The sequence below is a fragment of the Streptomyces sp. AK02-01A genome (genome assembly GCF_033795305.1).
In the GTDB taxonomy this organism is placed as follows: Bacteria; Actinomycetota; Actinomycetes; order Streptomycetales; family Streptomycetaceae; genus Streptomyces.
Genome location: NZ_JARBAE010000050.1, coordinates 17,030 through 39,620, shown reverse-complemented (window position 1 = coordinate 39,620; position 22,591 = coordinate 17,030). Strand labels below are relative to the sequence as shown.

19 protein-coding genes, 4 tRNA genes and 1 other RNA gene are annotated in these 22,591 nt (G+C 69.9%); 15 read left to right on the top strand and 9 right to left on the bottom strand.

What is annotated here, in order from left to right:
• The first annotated feature begins 93 nt into the window (after nt 1-93).
• The 9 genes from PV679_RS31205 (at nt 94) to PV679_RS31165 (ending at nt 8,192) form a co-directional block, all read left to right on the top strand.
• Entirely contained in the window at nt 94-2,370 is a 2,277-nt protein-coding gene (locus PV679_RS31205; RefSeq protein WP_319684026.1) for a cell division protein FtsK, read from the top strand.
• Between the two features lie 140 nt (nt 2,371-2,510).
• Nucleotides 2,511-2,762, top strand: a complete 252-nt coding sequence (locus tag PV679_RS31200) for a hypothetical protein (RefSeq protein WP_319684024.1) — start codon at nt 2,511-2,513, stop codon at nt 2,760-2,762.
• Between the two features lie 38 nt (nt 2,763-2,800).
• The gene (locus tag PV679_RS31195) at nt 2,801-2,989 is read left to right on the top strand and encodes a hypothetical protein (protein WP_319684023.1); all 189 of its coding nucleotides are present in this window, start codon (nt 2,801-2,803) and stop codon (nt 2,987-2,989) included.
• A 14-nt stretch (nt 2,990-3,003) separates the two neighbouring features.
• A complete protein-coding gene (locus PV679_RS31190; RefSeq protein WP_319684022.1) occupies nt 3,004-3,609 on the top strand; it encodes a hypothetical protein in 606 nt (201 codons plus the stop codon).
• Nucleotides 3,606-3,821, top strand: a complete 216-nt coding sequence (locus PV679_RS31185) for a hypothetical protein (protein ID WP_319684020.1) — start codon at nt 3,606-3,608, stop codon at nt 3,819-3,821. The genes PV679_RS31190 and PV679_RS31185 overlap by 4 nt, the downstream gene beginning before the upstream one ends.
• A gap of 86 nt (nt 3,822-3,907) precedes the next feature.
• Entirely contained in the window at nt 3,908-4,843 is a 936-nt protein-coding gene (locus PV679_RS31180) for a bifunctional DNA primase/polymerase (protein ID WP_319684017.1), read from the top strand.
• Nucleotides 4,840-6,375 carry a YfjI family protein gene (locus PV679_RS31175; RefSeq protein ID WP_416069840.1) on the top strand — a complete coding sequence of 512 codons (1,536 nt, stop codon included), beginning with the start codon at nt 4,840-4,842 and terminating at the stop codon, nt 6,373-6,375. Before PV679_RS31180 ends, PV679_RS31175 begins: the two co-directional genes overlap by 4 nt.
• Nucleotides 6,376-6,654: 279 nt before the next feature.
• The gene (locus tag PV679_RS31170; protein ID WP_319684014.1) at nt 6,655-6,897 is read left to right on the top strand and encodes an excisionase family DNA-binding protein; all 243 of its coding nucleotides are present in this window, start codon (nt 6,655-6,657) and stop codon (nt 6,895-6,897) included.
• An 11-nt stretch (nt 6,898-6,908) separates the two neighbouring features.
• The gene (locus tag PV679_RS31165) at nt 6,909-8,192 is read left to right on the top strand and encodes a site-specific integrase (protein ID WP_319684013.1); all 1,284 of its coding nucleotides are present in this window, start codon (nt 6,909-6,911) and stop codon (nt 8,190-8,192) included.
• A 146-nt stretch (nt 8,193-8,338) separates the two neighbouring features.
• On the opposite strand, the gene PV679_RS31160 is transcribed toward PV679_RS31165, so the two are convergent.
• Nucleotides 8,339-8,426: transfer RNA gene (locus PV679_RS31160), tRNA-Ser, on the bottom strand.
• A 73-nt stretch (nt 8,427-8,499) separates the two neighbouring features.
• On the opposite strand from PV679_RS31160, the gene ffs reads away from it, so the two are divergent.
• The 6 genes from ffs (at nt 8,500) to PV679_RS31130 (ending at nt 17,392) form a co-directional block, all read left to right on the top strand.
• An RNA gene (ffs, locus tag PV679_RS31155) (signal recognition particle sRNA small type) lies at nt 8,500-8,594 on the top strand.
• A gap of 52 nt (nt 8,595-8,646) precedes the next feature.
• A complete protein-coding gene (locus PV679_RS31150) occupies nt 8,647-10,956 on the top strand; it encodes a DNA polymerase III subunit gamma and tau (RefSeq protein WP_319684011.1) in 2,310 nt (769 codons plus the stop codon).
• A 72-nt stretch (nt 10,957-11,028) separates the two neighbouring features.
• Nucleotides 11,029-12,279, top strand: coding sequence for a phosphoribosylamine--glycine ligase (gene purD / locus PV679_RS31145; protein ID WP_319684009.1), 1,251 nt, complete (start codon nt 11,029-11,031; stop codon nt 12,277-12,279).
• Nucleotides 12,280-12,846: 567 nt separating this feature from the next.
• Nucleotides 12,847-14,556 (top strand): hypothetical protein, encoded by a 1,710-nt coding sequence (locus PV679_RS31140; protein ID WP_319684007.1) that lies wholly within the window; start codon nt 12,847-12,849, stop codon nt 14,554-14,556.
• Nucleotides 14,557-14,918: 362 nt separating this feature from the next.
• A complete protein-coding gene (locus PV679_RS31135) occupies nt 14,919-16,376 on the top strand; it encodes a N,N-dimethylformamidase beta subunit family domain-containing protein (protein WP_319684005.1) in 1,458 nt (485 codons plus the stop codon).
• 116 nt (nt 16,377-16,492) lie between these two features.
• A complete protein-coding gene (locus PV679_RS31130; protein WP_319684004.1) occupies nt 16,493-17,392 on the top strand; it encodes a phosphoribosylaminoimidazolesuccinocarboxamide synthase in 900 nt (299 codons plus the stop codon).
• Nucleotides 17,393-17,462: 70 nt separating this feature from the next.
• Here PV679_RS31130 and PV679_RS31125 read toward each other — a convergent pair.
• The 8 genes from PV679_RS31125 to PV679_RS31090 form a co-directional block, all read right to left on the bottom strand.
• Nucleotides 17,463-17,535 (bottom strand) — tRNA-Gly (locus PV679_RS31125).
• A 22-nt stretch (nt 17,536-17,557) separates the two neighbouring features.
• On the bottom strand, nt 17,558-18,196 hold the full coding sequence (locus PV679_RS31120; RefSeq protein WP_319684002.1) for a response regulator transcription factor: 639 nt from the start codon (nt 18,194-18,196) through the stop codon (nt 17,558-17,560).
• On the bottom strand, nt 18,193-19,539 hold the full coding sequence (locus tag PV679_RS31115; protein WP_319684000.1) for a sensor histidine kinase: 1,347 nt from the start codon (nt 19,537-19,539) through the stop codon (nt 18,193-18,195). The genes PV679_RS31120 and PV679_RS31115 overlap by 4 nt, the downstream gene beginning before the upstream one ends.
• Nucleotides 19,540-19,568: 29 nt before the next feature.
• Complete coding sequence (locus PV679_RS31110; protein ID WP_319683999.1) at nt 19,569-20,348, bottom strand: ABC transporter permease; 780 nt, start codon at nt 20,346-20,348, stop codon at nt 19,569-19,571.
• 5 nt (nt 20,349-20,353) lie between these two features.
• Nucleotides 20,354-21,325 carry an ABC transporter ATP-binding protein gene (locus tag PV679_RS31105; RefSeq protein WP_319683997.1) on the bottom strand — a complete coding sequence of 324 codons (972 nt, stop codon included), beginning with the start codon at nt 21,323-21,325 and terminating at the stop codon, nt 20,354-20,356.
• Between the two features lie 293 nt (nt 21,326-21,618).
• A tRNA-Gly gene (locus PV679_RS31100) sits at nt 21,619-21,691 on the bottom strand.
• 68 nt (nt 21,692-21,759) lie between these two features.
• Nucleotides 21,760-21,831, bottom strand: a tRNA-Gly gene (locus PV679_RS31095).
• A gap of 102 nt (nt 21,832-21,933) precedes the next feature.
• Complete coding sequence (locus PV679_RS31090; RefSeq protein WP_319683995.1) at nt 21,934-22,269, bottom strand: Lsr2 family protein; 336 nt, start codon at nt 22,267-22,269, stop codon at nt 21,934-21,936.
• Nucleotides 22,270-22,591: the final 322 nt, after the last annotated feature.

Sequence of the window (22,591 nt, the reverse complement as noted above, 5' to 3'; positions counted from 1 at the left end):
CACCCCCGACCAAGACCACCACACCCCCAGCGGGTTCTCGCAAGACCGCCGTCCAGACCCCTTCCAACCCCTTGTGTCCGGGGAGGACATTCAGTGAATCACGAGGAAGAGAACGAACACCTCAACCAACTCGAAGCCGACCTCGTGGCCGACTTCACCCCCGACCCGTCGCCCGATTCCGGGGGCGACTCGGGGGCGGATGTGGTCGACCTGGACAAGGCACGGTCGGCCCGCAACGATTTGGCCGACCCGTCGCCCGAATCGGCTGCTGGGCAGTCGGGCAGCGGGTCTGCCGACGGGTCAGTCCCGGAGTCGCGCGACCCGTCGGCGACCGTGATGGTCGACGGTCCGGCGCCGGTCGGCCCGGGTTACCTGGGTCGGCTGATGGGGGCGAAGCGGCGGGACACGATCCCGGTGTGGCTGCGCTCCAGCGCTGAACTGAAGACGGCTACCCGGTGGGCGGCCGGGCACTACGGCCACCTGGTCGGGTACCACGCGTTGCGTTCCCCGTACTACGCGGGCCGACTGGCGTTGCAGTCGCCGCGTGGGGCTGCGACGTTCCTGGGTGGGTCGATGCGGTGGGTTGCCGACCGTGAGGGCGAGCCGGTCAGGCTCGCGTCGGTCCGCCGCGAGGATGCTGCCGAGTACCTGAAGCTGTCCCGTCAGCGGGATGGTCGGGTACGGATGCGTACGCTGGTCACGGCGTTGGCGATCTTCGTCGGGCTCGGTGCGGCACTCGCCGTCTACGTGCTAGCGCCCGGTTGGTTGCAGGCCCTGTCCGTCGGGGCGGTGGTGCTCGCTTTGGGTGCGGCCGGCACACGGGCCGATGCGCCGGTCGTGACCCGCGCGGTCGAGTTGCCGACCGCGCCGAAGTTGACCAGTGACATCGTGCTGCGGGCCCTCGGGTCGCTCGGCGTCCCCGCCATCAACCAGGCGCAGAGCAAGGGCCGGGACGGTTTCCAGTTCACCGCGCCGATCACCCGAGACGGGCCCGGGTGGCGTGCGGAGGGGAACCTCCCGTACGGGGTCACGGTCACCGATGTCATCGAGCGCCGTGACCGGCTCGCGTCCGGATTGCGCCGCCCGCTGGGGTGTGTGTGGCCCGAAGCGGTGCCGGACGAGCACACCGGCCGGTTGGTGTTGTGGGTGGGTGATCAGGACATGTCCAAGGCAGTCAAGCCCACGTGGCCGCTGGTCAAGGGCGGTGCGGTCGACCTGTTCAAGCCGGTCGCCTTCGGCACCGACCAGCGCGGGCGGTGGGTGGAGATCACCCTCATGTACATCGCCGGTGTCATCGGGGCGATCCCGCGTATGGGCAAGACGTTCCTGCTGAGGTTGCTGCTGCTGATCGCCGCGTTGGATGTGCGTGCTGAGCTGCACACCTACGATTTGAAAGGCACCGGCGACCTTGATCCCGTGGGCGATCCGGTCTCGCACCGGCACCGCGCGGGGGAAGAGGAAGAGGACTTCGAATACGCCCTGGCCGACCTGCGGGAAGTACGTGAGGTGCTGCGGCAGCGGGCGAAGTTGATCCGCTCCCTGCCCCGTGATCTCTGCCCCGAGTCCAAGGTGACATCCGAGCTCGCGAGCAAACGCAAGCTCGGGCTGCACCCGATCGTGATCGGGGTCGACGAGTGCCAGAAGTGGTTCGAACACCCCAAGTACGGGGCGGAGTTCGAAGAGATCTGCACCGACCTCGTCAAGCGCGGCCCAGCCACCGGGATCGTGCTGCTGCTCGCCACGCAGCGGCCGGACGCGAAGGCCCTGCCCACGGGTATCAGCGCGAACGCCTCGGCCCGGTGGTGCCTGAAGGTCATGGGCCAGTTGGAGAACGACATGGTCCTCGGCACGTCCAGCTACAAGCGGGGCATCCGGGCGACCATGTTCGCCTGGGGCGACAAGGGCATTCACTACTTCGTCGGCGAAGGCGCGGACGCCCGCATCGTCAGCGCCGCGAACATCGACGCGGTAGTAGCCGAACGGATTGCCCTGCGGGCCCGCAAGTTGCGCGAGGCGGCCGGCACGCTCTCCGGGTACGCGCTCGGCGAAGCCTTCGAGGTCAGCGACACCAGCGGGGAAACGCTGTTGGCGGACGTCCTCGCCGTGATCCCGGCGGATGAGGCGAAGGTGTGGAACGAGAGCGTGGTCGAACGCCTCGCGGACCTGCGCCCGGAGCGGTACGGCGACTGGGCCCGTATGTCGGGTGAGGAGCAGACCGCGCACCTGACGGCTGCCCTCAAGCCGTATGGCATCGCAGTGGGGCAGGTCGGGCGCCGCATCGACGGAAAGTTCGTCAACAAGCGCGGTATCAAGCGAGCTGACATCGCCTCTGCTGTTGCGGAGCGTGACGAAAACCGGGACGCGAGCTGACCGTCCGGGGCTGCTATCGATAGCGCCTGCACCTGCTATCGATAGCAGCCCCGATAGCGGCCCATTCGGTATCTGATCAGGCCGCTAGCGCATAGCGGCCTGCCTGCGAAAACCCTGGAAACTGCCCGGGAGGGCCTCTGATGACCCCTGTCTTCGCTGCTAGCGCACTCCTTCTCGCTGTCACGTTCTGTTATGTCGGGTGGTGTGCGGTGTCCCCGTTCGGGAACTGCCGCCGCTGCCGTGGGTGGGGCTTCGTGATGAAGACCGACCGCAAGGGCCGGGCCAAGCGCGGCAAGGACTGCCGCCGCTGCAAGGCCACCGGCAAGCGCATACGCGTCGGCCGCCACCTCTACAACGTCGCGACCCGCATCCACCACGACGGGACCAACTGACCGCCCCTGCCTCACCTCACCGAAGGGAGCCCGCTGCCGTGGCTCTGACCATCTCTCTCGTCTTCCTGTTCGGCCTCGTCCTGTTCTTCCTGCTCCGCTCCAACTCCCTCGGCTACGGGGCCGCGTTCATCGCCGTGATGTTCGGGTTCTTCCTCGCCTCGACCGGGGCGGCCGGGCCCATCAACCAACTCGCCACCGCCGTGATGACCGCCGTCCAAAACCTGTGAAGGAGCGGCCCACCATGAACGAACCACTGACCCATTCCCACTGGCTCGCTCACGCCGCCCCCAAGGTGGTACCCGCCGTCGCGACATCGACGGTGCTGATCCTCGGCAGGATCTGGAACGCGAACGGGGCCGAACACAGCGTCGGCAACGCCGCGTTGATGATCGTGCTCTCGGCTGGAGCTGGAGTCGCCGGGGTGTTCGCGGCGGCCGGCCGCTCCGGGGGTGACGGGGTCCTCGCAGGAATCGCGTTCGCCACCTCCGGGAGCCTCGCTCTCGCAGGGGTCGCCGGATACGCCGACGGACTGCCGCTCCCCCTCCTGCTGTGGGCCGTGGCGACGGCCGTCGCGTACGGGATCGCTGCCCGGTACTGGCGCACCGACCGGCGGGACACCCTCGCCTACGAGCGCGGCACCACGATCCGGCACGAGGAACACGCGCACGTGGAACGGATCGAGACCATCCGTGGCCACACGCAGATCGAGGTAGCGCGCGAGGGAGCGGCGTATGCCGAAGCGCTCGCGCAGGCACTGGCTGCCCGCGCCGCTCTGCCCGGCTTCAATCCGCAGACGCTCGAAAAGGCCGGACTGCCGGAACTCCCCGCCGGAAAGGACGCGGCATGAGGGCCAATGACCCCGTCTCCGACGGACCGATCCCCGCCCCACCGTTCGGCTTTGCCGGCGACGCCGGGCAGCGCGACGTCCTGTTGAGCGAACTCGAAGCGGCAGGCGTCGATCTCGGCACCTACGACCTGCGGATCGTGGACTGGCTCGCGGGATGGGACTGGTCGACCGTCTCGGTCATCGCCAGCCTGATCCGCCGCGCCGCCAAGTAGCTACGCCCGGGGCGGTCCGTGCCTCGCCAAAGTCCCGGACCGCCCCGGCTCTCCCCGCTCCATCACAGAACAGGAGAACCGCCAGCATGACCCATCCCCCCGCAACCGCGTTGCTGTCCGCCGCGCTGAGCGCAGCCGAACACGGCTGGCCCGTCTTCCCTCTGCGCCCCAGCGACAAGCGGCCCACAGGACACCCCGAACGCCACTGCCCCCGCACCGGCCGCTGCGCAAGCGGTCACCGCACCCCCGAGCAGCGCGCGACCCTCGACACCGCCACCATCACCACGTGCTGGCAGAGGGCCCCGTACAACGTCGGTATTGCTACCGGACCTGCCGGGCTTGTCGTGGTGGACCTGGACCTGCCCAAGCGTGCCGATGACGTCCCGCCGCCGGAGTGGGCCGCGTTGGGCGTCGCGGACGGCCTGGACGTGTTCGCCGTGCTGTGCGAGCGGGCCGGAGCGCGGATGCCGACCGAGACGTACACCGTGCGCACCCGAAGCGGTGGGCAACAGCTCTACTTCACGGCGCCTGAGGGAAAGCGGCTACGCAGCACGGCGGATGCCCTGGGGTGGAAGGTCGATACCCGGGCCTGGGGCGGGTACGTGGTGGCGGTCGGCAGCATCGTGGGCAACCGCCAGTACGAGGTCATTCACGACGCGCCCCCGATCCCCCTCCCTGCGTGGCTTACTGACCTGCTCACCCCGCCGCCCGCACTGGCCCCGATGCCGCTCGCGGACCTGGCCGCCCGCATGCGCAACGCCACCGCCTACAGCACCGTCGCTCTTCGTGGGGAGCTGGAAAAGGTGCAGTCCGCCCGCGAGGGCGGCCGTAATCGTGCTCTGTACTTCGCCGCCTACGCCCTCGCCCGGCTTGTACGGACGCAAGACCTCACCGAGGCAGATGTCACCAGCGAACTCACGGCGGCCGGGATGGCGCTGGGCTTGTCGGCGGGCGAGTGCCGCACCGCTGTCTGCTCCGGACTCACCCGGGGCGGTGCCCTGGAAAGGGTGAGTGCGGCATGAGCACCGACCTGTGGGACGACGCGTCCCCGCCCGAGGCGGACGAGGTGCTGCCGCCGGTGTGGGAGGAGCCCGTACCGCTCACCGGCAACCGGAAGCTGCGCGACTTCCCCTCCCACACGTTCCCCGCGTGGGTGCGGGAGTTTGTCGAGGCGGTGGCTGAGGAGACTCAGACCCCGGTGGACCTCGCCGGATGCGTCGCCCTGTCAGTGCTGGCCACGGCCGCCGGTGGGCGTGCGGTGGTCCATATCCGGGGGAACTGGCGCGAGCCGACGAACCTGTTCACGGTCACCGCGCTGCCGCCGGCCAACCGGAAGTCCGCCGTCTTCGACCTGCTGACCGGCCCCATCTTCGATGCCGAGAAGCAGCTCAAGACCAACACCCAACCGGCCATCGCCGAAGCGCAGATGACCGCCCGCATCGCCAAGGAAGCAGCAGAACGAGCCGCGACCAAAGCGGCGTCCGCCGATGCCGGACAGCGCGACGCGCTTGTAGTAACGGCCGTGGGCATGGCGGAGGCCGCCGAAGCCGTGACTATCCCGGTGGAGCCGCAGTTGCTCGCGGACGACGCCACGGCGGAAACCGTCATTTCCCGCATGGCAGAGCAGGGCGGACGCATCTCCGTCATGTCGGCGGAAGGCGAGATCTTCGACATCATCGCGGGCCGCTACTCCGGCGCCCCGAACATGGGGCCGTTCCTCAAAGGCCACGCCGGGGACCGGCTGCGCGTGGACCGGCAGACGAGAAGGGAGTACATCGACCACCCCGCGCTGACCATGGGCCTGTGCGTGCAACCTCAGGTTCTGGATGACATCGGCCGCATCAAAGGCGGACGCGGTCGTGGCTTGCTCGGGCGTTTCCTGTACTCGCTGCCCGAATCGATGGTCGGTCGCCGCAAGTCCGCCCCGGACCCCATCCCGGCGGAAGTCCGTGAGAAGTACACGCAGCGGATCATCGATCTGACGCTGTTCCTGGCCGATTGGACGGACCCGGCGGTACTTCAGCTCACCACTGACGCGGACGCGGCTCTCCTGGCCTTCCAGGACCGCGTAGAGCCCAAACTCGCCGCGAGGGGTGGGGCGTTCGGGCACATCAGCGACTGGGCGGGAAAGCTCGTCGGCGCGACCGCCCGGATCGCCGGGCTTCTGCACCTTGCCGAGCACGGCACCAACGCCCACACCCGCCCCGTTACGGCGGACACCGTGAGCGCGGCCATCGAACTGGGCGAGTACTTCGCCACACACGCCCTGGCCGTCTTCGACCGCATGGGAGCCGATCCCACCGTCGCCCGCGCTACCACCGTGCTGGAGACGTTGCGCCAGCACGACGCGGTGGACATCAGTAAGCGCGATCTGCTGGTCAAGCTCTCGCGCTCCGAGTTCGCCACCGTCGCGGACCTCGAACCCGCCCTCGATCTCCTCGACGACCACGGCTGGGTGCGCATGCAACCGGTCCAGCGGACCGGCGGACGCGGCCGGCCGCCCTCCCCCCGCTACCTCCTTCACCCCCGCATCTGTGGCGTCGCCACCGGCTGAGCGGGCCGGACCGCGTAACAGAAACCACGTAATACACAAAAACCCGACTGCAACCCCCTGACCAGCACCGGAACCCCCAACCGGGGGTCCTGCGCCCCTGCCACAGAAACACCCGGAAGTCACACAAAATACCCGCGCCTTATTTCTGTGGGACTTCCAATCCTTTCTGTGGCAGCCAGCCCAACCGCCCAACAGTCCACGAAACCGCAGATCAAACCGTCGACCCCGGCTTTCTGTGTATTACGTGGTTTCTGTGGCGGCACGCAGAGGAGCGAGCCCATGAACGCCCCTGAGAGCGCTGCGACGCTCACCGACTACGACCAGACCCTTGTCCTCCTGAAGGTGGAAGAGGCAGCCAGGCGCCTCCGCATCGGCCGGACGCTCTGCTACAGCCTCGTGAGCTCAGGGCAGATCGAGTCCGTCACCGTCGGCCGTCTCCGCCGGATTCCAGCGGATGCGGTCATCGATTACGTCGCCCAACTTCGCCAATCCCGGCACACCCCTCTCACTTCCGCTGCCTGAGGAGGCTGTCTGTGACAGAGAAGAAGCGCACACGCCAGCCGAATGGTGCCTCGTCCATCTACCTCGGCAATGACGGTAAGTGGCACGGCCGCGTCACCGTCGGCGTCCGTTCTGACGGCAAGCCGGACCGCCGACACGTCGAGCGAAAGACCCGCGCCGAAGTCACCGAGGCAGTTCGCGAGCTGGAGCGTCAGCGCAAGGACGGGAAGGTACGGAAGGCGGGGCAGCAGTGGACCGTCAAGACCTGGCTTGAGCACTGGGTCCAGAACATCGCCAAGAAGTACGTCAGCGAGAACAGCTACGACGGATACGAGGTGGACGTCAGAGTCCACCTCGTGGCCGGCCTCGGTGCCCACAAGCTGGAGAGGTTGGAGCCAGAACACCTCGAAGAGTTCTACGAGCGGATGCAGAAGAGCGGCAGCGCCGCCGGAACCGCCCACCACGTTCACAGGACCATCCGCGTCGCGCTGAGCGAGGCGGTCCGTCGCGGCCACGTCACCAAGAACGTTGCCGAGATCGCCAAGGCCCCGAGCCTCGATGAGGAGGAGATCGAGCCGTACACCATCGAGGAGATCCAGAGTCTCCTACTGGAGGCGTCGAAGCTCCGGAACAGCACCCGCTGGGTCATCGCCCTTGCCCTCGGCCTGCGCCAGGGTGAGGCGCTCGGGCTGATGTGGGAAGACGTGTATCTGGACGCCGGGTACATCCGTATCCGCAAGAACCGCCTGCGCCCGCGGTACGAGCATGGTTGTGGCGACAAGTGCGGCCGGAAGCCCGGCTATTGCCCGGAGCGCAAGCAGATCCGCCGGGAGTTCAAGAAGACCAAGTCCCGTGCCGGCCGTCGGACCATCGGTCTCCCGAGCCCGCTCATCAAGCTGCTCCGCAAGCACATGGAGGAACAGGCAGGAGAGAAGAAGGCAGCCGGTGAGCTGTGGGAGGAGAAGGGATACGTCTTCGCGCAGCCGACCGGCGGACCGCTCATCCCGAACACGGACTACCACCGCTGGAAGCAACTCCTTAAGGACGCGGGCGTACGGGACGGGCGCCTGCACGATGCGCGCCACACCGCCGGGACCGTGCTGCTCCTGCTCGGGGTTCCCGATGTGGTCGTGGACGCCATCATGGGATGGGAGCCGGGCGGCTCAGCACGGATGAGGGCCCGGTACATGCACGTCACTGGACCCATGCTGAAGAACGTCGCGCAGCAGGTCGGTGAAGCGCTCTGGGGCCCTGCGCCGGAAGCGAGCGCAGACAGCGGAGACGGCTCGAACGAGGGCCCCTCAGACCGTAACTGAGACGAAAACTGAGACGGAAGATCACGAAGGGCCCACCGCGTCGCCGCGTGTGATGTCTCACTGCCCGGTCTCGGACCGGCACGCGAAGAAGGCCCTGACCAGTCGAAACTGGTCAGGGCCTTCTTCGTATTGCCCGGTGAGAGCAATGGCGGAGGATACGAGATTCGAACTCGTGAGGGGTTGCCCCCAACACGCTTTCCAAGCGTGCGCCCTAGGCCTCTAGGCGAATCCTCCGCGGCAAACAATACAAGACGCCGAGGAGTGCTCGCGAACTCGTTCCCCACCTCTGGCATCGGGTACTGTGTGCGGAGCCCCTCACGTGGCGCTATCTGACTGAACTCCCCCAGGGCCGGAAGGCAGCAAGGGTAGGTCGGCTCTGGCGGGTGCGTGAGGGGCGCTTGCGTGGGGTGGTGGTACGGGTGCGTTGTCGGAGCGGGCCGATATCGTCGTAGGTGTGTCGTCCCTTGCGCTGTATCGCCGTTATCGCCCCGAGTCATTCGCCGAGGTCATCGGGCAGGAGCATGTCACTGATCCACTGCAGCAGGCGCTGCGGAACAACCGGGTCAACCATGCGTACCTGTTCAGTGGCCCGCGTGGCTGCGGGAAGACGACGAGCGCGCGCATCCTCGCCCGCTGTCTGAACTGCGAGCAGGGGCCCACGCCGACGCCGTGCGGGAAGTGCCAGTCCTGCCAGGACCTGGCCAGGAACGGTCCGGGGTCGATCGATGTCATCGAGATTGACGCCGCCTCGCACGGTGGTGTGGACGACGCCCGTGACCTCCGGGAAAAGGCGTTCTTCGGCCCGGCGGGCAGCCGGTACAAGATCTACATCATCGACGAGGCGCACATGGTCACCTCGGCGGGTTTCAACGCCCTGCTGAAGGTGGTCGAGGAGCCGCCCGAGCATCTCAAGTTCATCTTCGCGACCACCGAGCCGGAGAAGGTCATCGGCACGATCCGGTCGCGTACGCACCACTATCCGTTCCGGCTGGTGCCGCCGGGGACGCTGCGCGACTACCTCGGCGAAGTGTGCGGGAAGGAGCAGATCCCCGTCGCGGACGGCGTGCTGCCGCTGGTCGTACGGGCCGGTGGCGGGTCCGTGCGTGACTCGATGTCCGTCATGGACCAGCTCCTCGCCGGCGCGGCCGAGGACGGTGTGACGTACGCCATGGCCACGTCCTTGCTCGGATATACGGACGGATCGCTGCTGGACTCCGTCGTCGACGCCTTCGCGGCAGGTGACGGAGCCGCGGCGTTCGAGGTCGTGGATCAGGTCATCGAGGGCGGCAACGACCCGCGGCGTTTTGTCGCCGACCTGCTGGAGCGGCTGCGCGACCTCGTCATCCTGGCCGCCGTGCCGGATGCCGGGCAGAAGGGGCTGATCGACGCTCCCGCCGATGTCGTCGAGCGGATGCAGGCCCAGGCCTCGGTCTTCGGCGCGGCCGAGCTGAGCCGGGCGGCCGATCTGGTCAACACCGGGCTGACCGAGATGCGCGGTGCCACGTCGCCGCGGCTGCAACTGGAGTTGATCTGCGCGCGGGTGCTGCTGCCGGCGGCCTTCGACGACGAGCGTTCGGTGCAGGCGCGGCTCGACCGGCTGGAGCGCGGTGCCGCGGCCGCCGTCTCCACCGGTGCGGCCGCCTTCTCGGCCGGAGGCCCGGTTTCCGCGATGGGATACGTGCCGCAGCCGGGGCCGCACGCTCCCGCACCACCGTCGATGCGTGGCGGCCCGGATCCGGCGCCGCCGCAGGGCCCCGTGCCCTCCATGCCCGCGCCTGCCATGCCCGCGCCCGCCGCCCCGCCCGTGTCCGATCCCGTCGCGGAGCCGGCGCGGCCCGGCGCCTGGCCGGGTGCCGCCGTGCCGGGTGCCGCCGCGCCCGGTGCCGCCGCGCCGGAGGCCGGTCGCCGTCCCGGTGGCTGGCCCACCGCGTCCACACCGGGCCAGGGACAGAGCCAGGGGCAGGGCCAGGGTCAGGGCCAGGCAACAAAACAGCCCGTACCCGCTGCCGCGCCGGAGCCCGCCGCGCCTGCCGCTCCCGCGCCCGCCGTCGCCGGCTCCGGCGCGGCGCAGGGCGCCGGCCAGGTGCGGAACATGTGGCCGGACATCCTGGAGGCCGTGAAGAACCGCCGCCGGTTCACCTGGATCCTGCTCAGCCAGAACGCACAGGTCGCGGGCTTCGACGGGACGACGCTCCAGATCGGCTTCATCAACGCGGGAGCCCGTGACAACTTCACCAGCAGCGGCAGCGAGGAAGTGCTCAAGCAGGCGCTGGCCGAGCAGTTCCACGTGCGGTGGAAGATCGAGGCGATCGTCGACCCGTCGGGCGGCACTCCGCAGCCGGTGACGGCCGGTGGCGGCGGCGGGACCGGTGGCGGATTCGCCGGTGGCGGCGGGTACGGCGGTGGTGGCGCCGGAAGCGGCGGCGGTGGTTACGGCGGCGGAGCGGGGAACGGCGGTGGATACATCGCCGGGCCGGCCGGCCCGGCCCAGGCCTCGCCCTCGGCGCAGCGCCCCGCTCCTCCCGCCGCACCGTCGCCGCCGCCCGCGGCTCAGGCGTCCACCGGCCCCGCACCGTCGCGTTCCGCGCCGCCACGGCCGCCGGACGGCAGATCCGGCTCGCCCGTCGCACCGCCTCCGGTGGCCCCGGAGGACGACACTCCGGAGGAGGACGATCCGGATCTCGTCGACTCCGCGCTCTCCGGTCATGACCTGATCGTGCGCGAGCTGGGCGCGACGGTTGTGGAGGAATACACCAACGAGTAGCGGGCCGTCTCTCGGCGGCCCCTCCAAGGCCCGCAAACGAAGACGGCCTCCGTCCCGGCTAGGCTGCCCCACGTGAAGGTCCTTGTCATCGGCGGCGGCGCCCGCGAACACGCCCTGTGCCGCTCTCTCTCCCTCGACCCCGACGTCACCGCTCTGTACTGCGCGCCCGGCAACGCCGGGATCGCCGACGTTGCCGAGCTCCACCCGGTGGACGCGCTGGACGGGACGGCCGTGGCCCGGCTCGCGACCGAGCTGGAGGCCGGGCTTGTCATCGTCGGGCCCGAGGCGCCGCTCGTGGCCGGGGTCGCGGACGCCGTACGGGACGCGGGCATCCCGTGCTTCGGCCCGTCGCGGGAAGCGGCCGAGCTGGAGGGCTCCAAGGCCTTCGCCAAGGACGTGATGGCCGCGGCGAACGTGCCGACGGCCCGTAGCTATGTCTGCACCACTCCGCGGCAGATCGACGACGCGCTCGACGCCTTCGGTCCGCCGTTCGTCGTCAAGGACGACGGGCTCGCCGCAGGCAAGGGCGTGGTCGTGACCGAGGATCTCGCCGTGGCCCGCGAGCACGCGCTGGCCTGTGGACGGGTGGTCATCGAGGAGTTTCTCGACGGTCCCGAGGTATCGCTCTTCGCCATCACCGACGGCGTGACGGTCCTTCCGCTTCAGCCCGCGCAGGACTTCAAGCGCGCCCTCGACAACGACGAAGGTCCCAACACCGGCGGCATGGGCGCGTACTCCCCGCTTCCCTGGGCCGATCCCAAGCTGGTGGACGAGGTCCTGGAGACCGTCCTCCAGCCCACGGTCGACGAACTGCGCCGTCGCGGTACGCCTTTCTCGGGCCTGCTGTACGCGGGGCTCGCGATCACGGGCCGCGGAGTACGGGTCATCGAGTTCAACGCCCGTTTCGGCGACCCGGAGACCCAGGTGGTCCTGGCCAGGCTCAAGACGCCGCTGGCGGGTGTCCTGCTGGGCGCGGCCGAGGGAACGCTCGCGGATCTGCCGCCGCTGGCCTGGCGTGACGACGCCGCGGTCACCGTCGTTGTCGCCTCGCACAACTATCCGGACACACCGCGCACCGGCGACCCGATCGAGGGCCTGGACGAGATCGTGACGCGGGACGCGCCCGACGCGTATGTCCTGCACGCCGGGACCAGGCGGGACGGCGACACGGTCGTGAGCGCCGGTGGCCGCGTGCTGTCGGTCACGGCGACGGGCAAGGACCTGACACAGGCCCGCGAGCGGGCGTACACGGCGCTCGGCCGGATCCGCCTGGCGGGCTCCCAGCACCGTACGGACATCGCCCGCGAGGCAGCGGGCGCCTGACCGCCTGACCCGGCGCGCGGCCAGCCGTACAGCGCGCGGCCTCAGCCGTACAGAGCGCGGCCTTCGTCCTACGGCGGATGTCGCGCGCTCCCCGCCGTACGGCGGACATCGTCGTACGGCGGACCTCGCCAGGGTCCTCGGCACTCTGTCCCGCGTGTTCCGGTGGCCCGGTGCCCCGGCGTCACGGGACAGGGATTCCCACTCTCGCGCACGCCGCCCGATGGCGCGCCCGGAGCGCCGGTCCTGTCCGCTCCGGGCGCGCCCATCCCCGCAGGTCACCGGCGGATCCCGGCCCGCACTCCGGCTCACGCGCCCGCGCGTTCCGGCGGCGCCCGCGGCCGGAACGCCCTCAAACCTGGGCCCGAACCCCGCCGCGTCAGCGGCTTTGACCAGAGCCATTCCATCGGGTGATGGATGGTCCATCCGGATGACGGGTCTCCGGAGCCCAACTAGGGTGCGGCGCAAGCGCTCCGGCACTTGGCCCACCGGCATTGCGATGTCGGTGGCGGGTGCCACAGTGGGGGAGTGAGCTACACCGCCGCAGGGCAGAGGGGGTGAGGTCCGACCATGTCCGGTTCCGGTTCACGTATCGGCGAGGAAATGGGTGCTCTGGGTGCCCGTGCCCGCGCCCTCGCCGTGCTGCGTATCCGCAGCAGGGCGGTTGCCGTCGCCCTGCTGCCTGCGGCCTTCGCGGTCGTGCTGTTCGCGGGTGAGGCCACCGGCCATATGCGAGGCGGGAGTTGGGACGCCGCCCGCTGGGTCGTGACGGCCCTCGCGCTGGTGGTGCTGGTCCTCGCCGGCGCCGTCGCGGCCGTCGTCGCCCGCGCCCGGCCCGCCCTCAGCCCCACCGTGGCGCTCACGGAGAAGGCCGCGCCCGATCTCTACCGGCTGGTCCGCGATCTCGCGGAGCGGCTGGACGTACCGGCTCCCTCCGCCATAGCCCTCACGCCCGACTGCGACAGCTGGCTGGAGGACCGTACGCATCCGGCGCACGCCCATGCCCATCCGCGCCCCCTCCCGGGCGCCGGACGCCGAAGAGGCCGCGCACGGAGCGCCGCCACACCCGTACTGGTGATCGGCTCGCCGTTCCTCTGGTGGATGCGGGTCGCCGAGCTGCGCGCGGTGCTCGCCCCGGTCGTCGCCGGTACGGGGCCTTCGGCGCATCCGGACATAGCGGCCGCCCGCCGTTTCGTCCGCGGCCTGGACGCCGCGGTCGCCGTCGCGTCCAGACCGGGCCGCTGGACCGTACGCGGCGCGGTGCTCGGGATCGTCGGCCGTGTCGCCCGGCTGCTGCTGCGCAGTTGTGGCGAGCATGCCGCGCAGATGGAGCGTGGCGTGGCGGCGGCCGCGTCCGAGCGTGCGCAGGCGGTGGACTACGGCGTGCGGATCGTCGCCCAGGAGCAGGTCGGCCTCGCCTACGCGGGCTGGGACCGGCTGCTGACCCGGGTCGCCCTGCCCGCCTGGCGCATGGGCCGCTGGCCCTCCCGGCTGGACGCGGGCGTGGTGTCGGCCCTCACCGAGCTCGCGCGCCGCGACCGCCTCGCCGAGGGCTTCGCGTCCCGGCTCGGCGAGCGGCCCGCCTGCGATCTCCTCGAAGAACCCGGCGCGATCGACGAGGCCGCTTCCCTGCTGGCCGCGCGCCTCTTCCACGGCGGTCCGGCCGGGTCCGGTTCCGACTGGTCTCCGGTCGACTGGCAGCAGTATCCGGAGGAGGTCGTCGACCGTAAGTGGCGTACGGAAGCCGCCAGGCTGCACCGCGTCCTGGACGCCATGGGGATACGGCGCTCGGTCGATCCTTCGGGTGCCGTCCTGGCGCCCGGCCCCACGCTGGAGCGGGTGCTGGACCACCTCTCCGGATACGAGAGCGGATCCGCCGGAGGCCGGCCGGCCGGTGCCGCTCTGGCCGCCGGGATCAGCGCGGAGCTGGCCCGCGAGGAGGCGGCGAGCCCACCGGCGCCGGCCGAGGGCGGAGGCGACGCTCTCGCGCTCTGGGGCGCCGAGCCGCTGCCTCTCTTCCCGCTTCAGCCGCCCCGCACCGAACGCGAGCTGCTCGCCGACCATGTCACGGCGATGGTCTGCTGTTCGGCCGTCGACACGGCGGGCGCCGCTCCCGGCCTGGACTGGCTCGACGGTCCGGCTCTGCTTGTCGACGGCCGGCGCCGCACGGATCTGGGCGGACGCGTCCTCAGCCTGGTCGAGGACGGCGACGCCGAGCCACTGCGCTCCTGGCTGGCCGCGCTGGGAGTGCGCGCCGAGAAACCGGTACGACTCGTGTGAGCCCCCGCGCCGCCCTCGCGCCTCCCGCGCCCCACGAGCCGCCTTCTGCGCCTCTACGCAACACCTACGCTCCCCGTCCACTCCCCTCACCACATCTGTCCGTTCCCGCACTCCGACACGCACGCCCTACCACACTCCGCACGCGAACCAATACGTTCCGTTAACGTCTTTTCGCGACGAACGGTGACGGACCGCGTGCGTTATGTGATGTGCTGGGGGTCGGGGCTCGCAGCCGGCCGCGTCATCGGCCGGATAAACGGTCGTATCACCGGCTCGTCGACGCTCACATCAACGCTCGTATCAGCGGCCGTGCCAACTGTTGTCGCCAACCGTTGGCACGGGGGCTCGGAGGAGGGGAGCACATGGGGGCGGACCACATCAGGCGATGGGAATCGGGCGCTCTCGCCCATGCGATCAGCGATCCCTTCGGCCAGGGCCCACTGCCCTGGCTGCGCGGCAGCGAGAACTACTTCGACGACACGGGCCAGGTCGTGCCCTGGTACGCCGACCCGAGCCTGGGACGCAGCGGCGGCGGCCCGCGTACCGCCGACGACGTACGCCGTCAGATCAAGGGCTTCGCGTCCAACGGCGCCGTCGCTCCCGGCGAGGCGATCGACTTCCATGTCACCGTCGACCCGCCCCAGCAGTTCTCCGTCGACGTCTACCGGATCGGACACTACGGCGGCGACGGCGCCTTCAAGATAACCACCAGCCCCCGGCTCTCCGGCATCGTCCAGCCGCCTCCGCTCGCCGCGGACCGCACGCTCTCCTGCCACCACTGGTGGCTGTCGTGGCGGCTCCAGATCCCTTCACACTGGTCGCTCGGCGCCTATGTCGCGGTGCTCACCACGCTCGACGGCCACCGCTCCCACATCCCTTTCACCGTCCGCGACAACCGGCCGGCCGATCTGCTTCTTCTGCTGCCCGACATCACCTGGCAGGCGTACAACCTCTATCCGGAGGACGGTCACACGGGCGCCAGCCTCTATCACGCCTGGGACGAGCAGGGCCGGCTGCTCGGCGAGGAGGACGCGGCGACCACGGTCTCCTTCGACCGTCCCTACGCGGGCGCGGGCCTGCCGATGCATGTCGGTCACGCCTACGACTTCATTCGCTGGGCGGAGCGTTACGGCTACGACCTCGCCTACGCCGACACCCGCGACCTGCACGCCGGCCGTATCGATCCGACCCGCTACCGCGGCCTGGTCTTCCCGGGCCACGACGAGTACTGGTCGGTTCCGATGCGGCGCACGGTCGAGCTGGCGCGCGAGCAGGGCACGTCCCTCGTCTTCCTCTCCGCGAACACCATGTACTGGCAGGTGGAGTTGGGGCCGTCGGCCTCCGGCGTCCCCGACCGGCTGCTCACCTGCCTCAAGCGCCGTGGCCCCGGGCGGCCCACGCTCTGGCGTGAGATGGACAAGCCGGAGCAGCAACTGCTCGGTATCCAGTACGCGGGCCGGGTCCCCGAGCCGCATCCGCTGGTCGTACGGAACGCCGATCACTGGCTCTGGGAGTCCACCGGCGCGGGCGAGGGCGACGAGATCGAAGGACTGGTCGCCGGCGAGGCCGACCGCTACTTCCCGCGCACGGCCCTGCCCGAGCACCAGGACCGGATCCTGCTCGCGCACTCCCCGTACCGCGACAGCGAGAACGCCCGGCGCCACCAGGAGACCTCGCTCTACCGCGCGCCGTCCGGAGCCCTGGTCTTCGCCTCCGGCACCTTCGCCTGGTCCCCGAAGCTGGACCGCCCGGGCCATGTCGACTCCCGCGTCCAGCGTGCGACCGCCAACCTCCTGGACCGGATCTGCAAACGGGACTGACGCCGCCCGTCCGCGCGGCGCGGAACCGGCGAACGCCACCCCTGCGAGCCCCGACTTCCGGCATACGGGAGAATCGAGACGATCTCCAAGATCGGACAGAACCACGGGGAGGAACCGTGTCCGGATTCGTAGAAAAGCCCGAGCCCCTTCAGGTGCCGGGTCTGGTGCACATCCACACCGGCAAGGTGCGTGATCTGTACCAGAACGAGGCGGGCGACCTCGTGATGGTCGCCAGCGACCGTATCTCCGCGTACGACTGGGTGCTGCCCACCGTGATCCCCGACAAGGGCCGGGTCCTCACCCAGCTCTCGCTCTGGTGGTTCGACCTGCTCCAGGACCTCGTACCGAACCATGTGATCTCGACCGATCTTCCCGATGGCGCTCCCGCCGACTGGGCCGGTCGCACGCTTGTCTGTACATCGCTCCGGATGGTCCCGGTGGAGTGCGTCGCCCGCGGCTATCTCACCGGCTCGGGCCTCATCGAGTACGAGGAGTCCCGCACCGTCTGCGGACTCGCGCTGCCGGAGGGCCTGGTGGACGGCTCCGAGCTGCCCGCGCCGATCTTCACGCCCGCCACCAAGGCCGCCGTCGGCGACCACGACGAGAATGTGCCGTACGAGGAAGTGGCCCGCCAGGTCGGCGCCGAGACCGCCGCACTGCTGCGCCGGACCACTCTCGACGTCTATGGCCGGGCCCGTGATGTCGCCCGCGACCGCGGGATCATCCTCGCCGACACCAAGTTCGAATTCGGCTTCGACGGAGAGCGGCTGGTGATCGCGGACGAGGTGCTGACCCCGGACTCCTCGCGCTTCTGGCCCGCCGAAACCTGGGAGCCGGGCCACGCCCAGCCGTCGTACGACAAGCAGTACGTACGCGACTGGCTGACCTCGCCGGCCTCCGGCTGGGACCGCAAGAGCGAGCAGCCGCCGCCCGCGCTGCCGCAGGAGGTCGTCGACGCCACCCGGGCCAAGTATCTGGAGGCGTACGAACGCCTCACGGGCACGAGCTGGCAGTAGACCGGCAGACCGCCGAAGCGGCGGACACGAAGAAGTCCCCGGCCGAATCGACCGGGGACTTCTTCTTCTGAGCGGACGACCAGGTTCGAACTGGCGACCTCAACCTTGGCAAGGTTGCGCTCTACCAACTGAGCTACGTCCGCATGCGCCGTGGCGCGAGCACCACTATACCCAACCCCGCTCGCGGGCGAGACGCACTGCCGTATGACGGTTCTCCGCTCCCAGTTTGGAGGCGGCCGAGGACAGATAGTTACGTACGGTCCCCGGCGAGAGCGAGGCGCGCTCCGCGATTTCCGCGATCGGAGCGCCGTCCTCCGCGAGCTCAAGCACCTCGGCCTCCCGCGCCGTCAGCGGCGAGTCACCGGCGGAGATCGCGTCGGCCGCCAATTCCGGGTCGACAAAGCGGTTTCCGGCGTGCACGGTACGGATGATCTCGGCGAGCTGCCGTGCGCTGACCGTCTTGGGTACAAAGCCCCGGACGCCCGCGGCCAGCGCCCGCTTGAGATGGCCGGGCCGGCCGTGGCTTGTCACGATCATCGTCCGGCAGCCGGGCAGTTCGGTACGGAGCGATGTGGCGACTCTCACACCGTCCGCGCCCGGCATCTGGAGATCGAGGACGGCCACATCGGGCCGGTGCGCCCGGGCCATCGCCAGCGCCTCGGGGCCGGAGGCCGCCTCGGCGACCACCACCAGATCGTCTTCGAGCGCGAGCAGCGCGGCCAGCGCGCCGCGGATCAGATGCTCGTCGTCGGCGAGCAGGACGCGCACGGGCGCGGGCCCGGAGGAAGCGGGTACGGATGTCACGCGGCCACCTCGTCACCGGACATTGAGCCGTGGCCGGACATGGAATCACCGGACACGGAATCACCGGACACGGAGCCGGCCGGCCCCGGCGCGGGCAGCGGCACCCGGGCCGTCAGCCGGAAGCGGCCGTCGTCCGTCCGGCCCGCCTCCAAGGTGCCGTCCAGCGCGGCCAGCCGCTCCCGCAGTCCGGCCAGCCCGGAGCCCGTACGAGCCGGAGCCATGGCACCGGCGGCGGCCGGATCCGGTGCGCCGTCGTTCTCGACGACCAGCACGGCCGCTCGCTCCTCCTGTCCCGCCGGCGCCGTCAGCCGCACCGTGCACCGCCGCGCGTCACCGTGCCGCAGTACGTTTGTCGTCGCCTCGCGCACCACCCAGCCCAGGGCCGACTGCACCTCGGCCGACAGCGCTCCGCCGTCGTCTCCCTCGATCCGGCAGTCGATGCCCGCCGCCTTCAGCACGCCGCGCGCTCCTTCGAGCTCATTGCGCAGATCCGCCTCCCGGTAGCCGCGTACGACATCCCGGACCTCCCGCTGCGACTCCCGCGCGATCCGCTGCACCTCGGTCATCTGGGCCACGGCCTCCGGCCGGCCGCGCTCGGCGAGCTGGACCGCCAGCTCGCTCTTCAGCGCGATCACCGCGAGATTGCGGCCCATGACATCGTGCAGATCGCGTCCGAAGCGAAGCCGCTCCTCCGCGACCGCGAGCCGGGTCGCCAGCTCACGGGCTGTTTCCAGTTCCCAGACGGCGTGGACCAGCCAGGCCGAGAAGACATAGGTGAAGACAAGGCCGGTGCCCGAGGCGGCGACCCCGATCGCATGGGGCAGAACACTGCCGGCCCCCAGCCCGAACAGCAGGCCGGCGAGCGCCGTGGTGGCCGCCGCGCCGAGCACGGCGTACGCCATGTGCGCGGTCGTCCGCAGGCCCAGCGCGGTCGACGCCAGACCGAAGCCGGAAAAACCCGTCAGCAGGAACGCGTAGTCCTCATTCCGTGGAATGGCTCCCGTGCTGAGCAGGGCAAGGACGGTGAGGACGGCCGCCGTCGACAGCGCGGCCGTGCCCAGCAGCAGCCGTACGGGCCGCTCGCGCCGGCCGAGCCGCCAGTCCAGGGCCCGGGACTGGAGGACGGTGCACAGCCCGGCATGCGCGCAGACCAGCAGGAACAGCCAGCCGCCCAGTCGCCCGCCACCGGCGCCGAGCGCCGGGACGCCGATCAAGCCGGCCTCGAAGCCGCCGAAGGAGTGGAACGACCAGCGGGTGTAGAGCTCGACCTTGAACGTATTGCTCCTGGTCCTGTTTCTCTTCCATCTGCTTCGCCAGCGCCAGAAGTCCGTCAGCCAGAACATCGATTCCTCTCTTCCGAGCGCGCCGTGCCTCAGCGCCGTGGCTCCCAGCGGAACCACCGCCCTACAGCAAACACTGCGAGCGCGGTCCAGACCAGTGCGTTCAGTCCCGCGCCGAGCAGGTCGTATCCTTCGACACCGCCCAGCCAGCCCGCCCTGATCAGGGTCATGGCGCCGGTCGCCGGCAGCAGCTCGCAGAAGGACGCGACCCGCTCGGGCAGCGCCTCCAGCGGCACGAACAGGCCCGAGCCGGCCACCGAGAGAAGAAACAGCGGCATGGTGGTGAGCTGGGCGCTCTCGACGGTGCGGGTGAACGCCGAGGTCGCGGCGGCCAGCGCGGTGAGCAGCACCACACCCGCCAGCACTCCGCCGACAAGCAGCACGGGCCACCGCGGCGCGCTCAGCCCGAGAAACGCGATCCCGGCCGCGACCAGCACGGCACACTGAGTGAACGCCAGCGCCGCCGCGGGCAGCGCGGTGCCGGCGAGGATCTCCCGGTCGGACACCTCGACCGTACGGAGCCGCTTGAGCACCAGTTCCTCGCGCCGGGCCGTGTAGGCGGAGGAGAGGTTGGCGTACACGGCCATGATCAGCACCATGCCGATCCCGCCGGTCATCGATGCCTCGGCGACACTGATCCCGGTCCCGTCGAGGTCGATCCCGCTCAGCGACGCCCTGATCGCTCCGATCATGGCCACCGGCACGAACAACGCGGCGAAGAGCGCCGCCCTGTTCCGCACGAGCAGCGTCAACTCGGCTCGTCCCAGCGCGCCCAGACGTCCCGTCACCGTGGTGCCTTCCGAGACCGCCATCGCGCTCATCGTGCGTCCACCGTTTCCGCGCTCCGCGCCGCGATATCGAGAAACGCCTCTTCGAGGGAGGCGGTCCGTGCGTCCAGTCCGGCGAGCGGTACATCCGACTCCTCGGCCCACCGCAGGAGTTCGCCCAGGTCCCGCTGGAGCCGCCGGGTACGGATCTCGACGCGGGAGCCGTCCGCCGCCGCCCGCAGCGTCAGCGGCAGCCGGGCCGCGCCGACACCGTCGGGCAGGACGAAGGAGATACGGGCCGGCCGCGCGGCGGTCACCTCGGCCGGGGTGCCGGCGGCCACGATCCGTCCGTCCCGCATGATCGCCAGCCGGTCCGCGAGGCTCTCGGCCTCGTCCAGGTAATGCGTGGTCAGCAGGACCGTCGTACCGCCGTCCCGCAGCGCGCGTACCAACTCCCAGGTGTCCCGCCGTCCTTCGGCGTCCAGCCCGGTCGTCGGCTCGTCGAGGAAGAGCACCTCGGGCCGGCCGAGCAGCGCGAGCGCCAGATCCAGCCGGCGCCGCTCACCGCCGGACAACTGCTTGACCCGGACGCCCGACCGCTTGCCGAGGCCCACCAGCTCCAGCGCCTCGGCGGCCGGCCGTGCGCCACTGGTGCAGCCGGCACACATGCGTACGGTCTCGGTGACCGTCAGATCGGAGGGAAAGCCGCCCTCCTGGAGCATCACACCGACGCGAGGCCGGACGGCCGCCCGCTCGGTGTACGGGTCGTGGCCCAGCACCCGTACCGAACCGCCGCTGGGCCGGGCCAGACCTTCCAGCAGCTCGACGGTGGAGGTCTTGCCCGCGCCGTTCGTGCCCAGCAGCGCGAAGAGTTCACCCCGCGCCACGGAGAAGGAGATACCGCGCACGGCTTCGTAGCCGTCGGTGTAGCCGCGCCGCAGCTCGTCCACCTCGATCACCGGCTCGATCACCGGCCGGTCCGCATGGCGGTCGTGTCCGCCGTTCCAAGAAGACTCAGTCATGTCCTCCAGATTTCCGCCGGACCGGGCCGCCGGACAGTGCGCGCCGTCATCACCGCTCATGACATTTGTCATCGGCGCCGGTGCGAGGAACGCCGGACATCACGTACGCCGGACATCACGTACGCCGGACATCACGTACGCCGGACATCACGAACGCCGGACATCACGAACGCCGGACATCACGAACGCCGGACACCAGAAACGTCGACCGCCAGAAACGCCGGTCGCGGCCAACTCGGCCGACAGAACACGAAGAAGCCCCCAGTCGATTCGGCTGAGGGCTTCTTCTTCTGAGCGGACGACCAGGTTCGAACTGGCGACCTCAACCTTGGCAAGGTTGCGCTCTACCAACTGAGCTACGTCCGCAGCGCACCGGACCTCTGGTGCGGCCATCACTCTACCGGATCCACCGGAGTGGTCGGAGAGCGATGCGGAGCGGGTGACAGGAATTGCACACTGCGCCTCCCCCTTGGAAAGGGGGCGTTCTACTACTGAACTACACCCGCACGCTCCGTGAGGTTCGGGCCTTTCGGCCTTGCCCCTCGGCGTGCTCCAGACTCTAGCCGATCAACGGGGGTGGTTCGCAACTCGGTGCGGATCCGCGTCCCTCAACTGGCGTCATGGAACGCCTCGTAGACCCGCTTCGGGATCCTGCCGCGGGCCGGTACGTCCATCTTGTGCGAGAGCGCCCACGCGCGGACCGCCGCCGGGTCGGGCGCGAGGGAGGTGTGCCGGTATGTGATGCGGGACTTGCCGTACTTGCCAGCGTTTGTCTGCTTTCGACCCGCGGCCATGAACGGGGCCAGGGCCTTGCGCAGTTTCTTGGCATTGGCGGGATTGAGGTCGATCTCGTACGACTTCCCGTCCAGGCCGAACGTGACCGTTTCCGCCGCCGCTCCGCCGTCCATGTCGTCGGAGAGTGAGACCACCACGCGCTGCGCCACGGATATTGGTCCTTTCTTGCGGTACCACCCTGCCCGCTACGTGTAGGAAACACGGCTGACGTGCGGCGATACCGGCCTTCCGGCTGTTAAGGGGCAATGCTGCTTTCCTCTGTATTCCTTTGTACAGCGGCAAGCGTCGCATTGTGAAGCCCAGCCAATTACATCAGCGTGTCCTCAGGCAATGGGGAGTCCGGTTTTTTCCCTGGATTTTTCCGGTCGTTGTCCGCCGGCCGAAATCGCGGCGTGATCTGCGGACACCATATCTACCCGCGTAGATTCTCCGGGCGGGTACGCTGAGGGAAGCTCGGGGGGCCGGGGGATT

What these genes read in the sequence shown, in the direction of transcription:
- PV679_RS31140 (WP_319684007.1), top strand. Translation starts at nt 12,847, where the DNA reads ATGTCCGGTTCCGGTTCACGTATCGGCGAGGAAATGGGTGCTCTGGGT.
- PV679_RS31190 (WP_319684022.1), top strand. Translation starts at nt 3,004, where the DNA reads ATGAACGAACCACTGACCCATTCCCACTGGCTCGCTCACGCCGCCCCC.
- PV679_RS31135 (WP_319684005.1), top strand. Translation starts at nt 14,919, where the DNA reads ATGGGGGCGGACCACATCAGGCGATGGGAATCGGGCGCTCTCGCCCAT.
- PV679_RS31170 (WP_319684014.1), top strand. Translation starts at nt 6,655, where the DNA reads ATGAACGCCCCTGAGAGCGCTGCGACGCTCACCGACTACGACCAGACC.
- PV679_RS31115 (WP_319684000.1), bottom strand. Translation starts at nt 19,539, where the DNA reads ATGTTCTGGCTGACGGACTTCTGGCGCTGGCGAAGCAGATGGAAGAGA.
- PV679_RS31175 (WP_416069840.1), top strand. Translation starts at nt 4,840, where the DNA reads ATGAGCACCGACCTGTGGGACGACGCGTCCCCGCCCGAGGCGGACGAG.
- PV679_RS31200 (WP_319684024.1), top strand. Translation starts at nt 2,511, where the DNA reads ATGACCCCTGTCTTCGCTGCTAGCGCACTCCTTCTCGCTGTCACGTTC.
- PV679_RS31105 (WP_319683997.1), bottom strand. Translation starts at nt 21,325, where the DNA reads ATGACTGAGTCTTCTTGGAACGGCGGACACGACCGCCATGCGGACCGG.
- PV679_RS31180 (WP_319684017.1), top strand. Translation starts at nt 3,908, where the DNA reads ATGACCCATCCCCCCGCAACCGCGTTGCTGTCCGCCGCGCTGAGCGCA.
- PV679_RS31110 (WP_319683999.1), bottom strand. Translation starts at nt 20,348, where the DNA reads ATGGCGGTCTCGGAAGGCACCACGGTGACGGGACGTCTGGGCGCGCTG.
- PV679_RS31185 (WP_319684020.1), top strand. Translation starts at nt 3,606, where the DNA reads ATGAGGGCCAATGACCCCGTCTCCGACGGACCGATCCCCGCCCCACCG.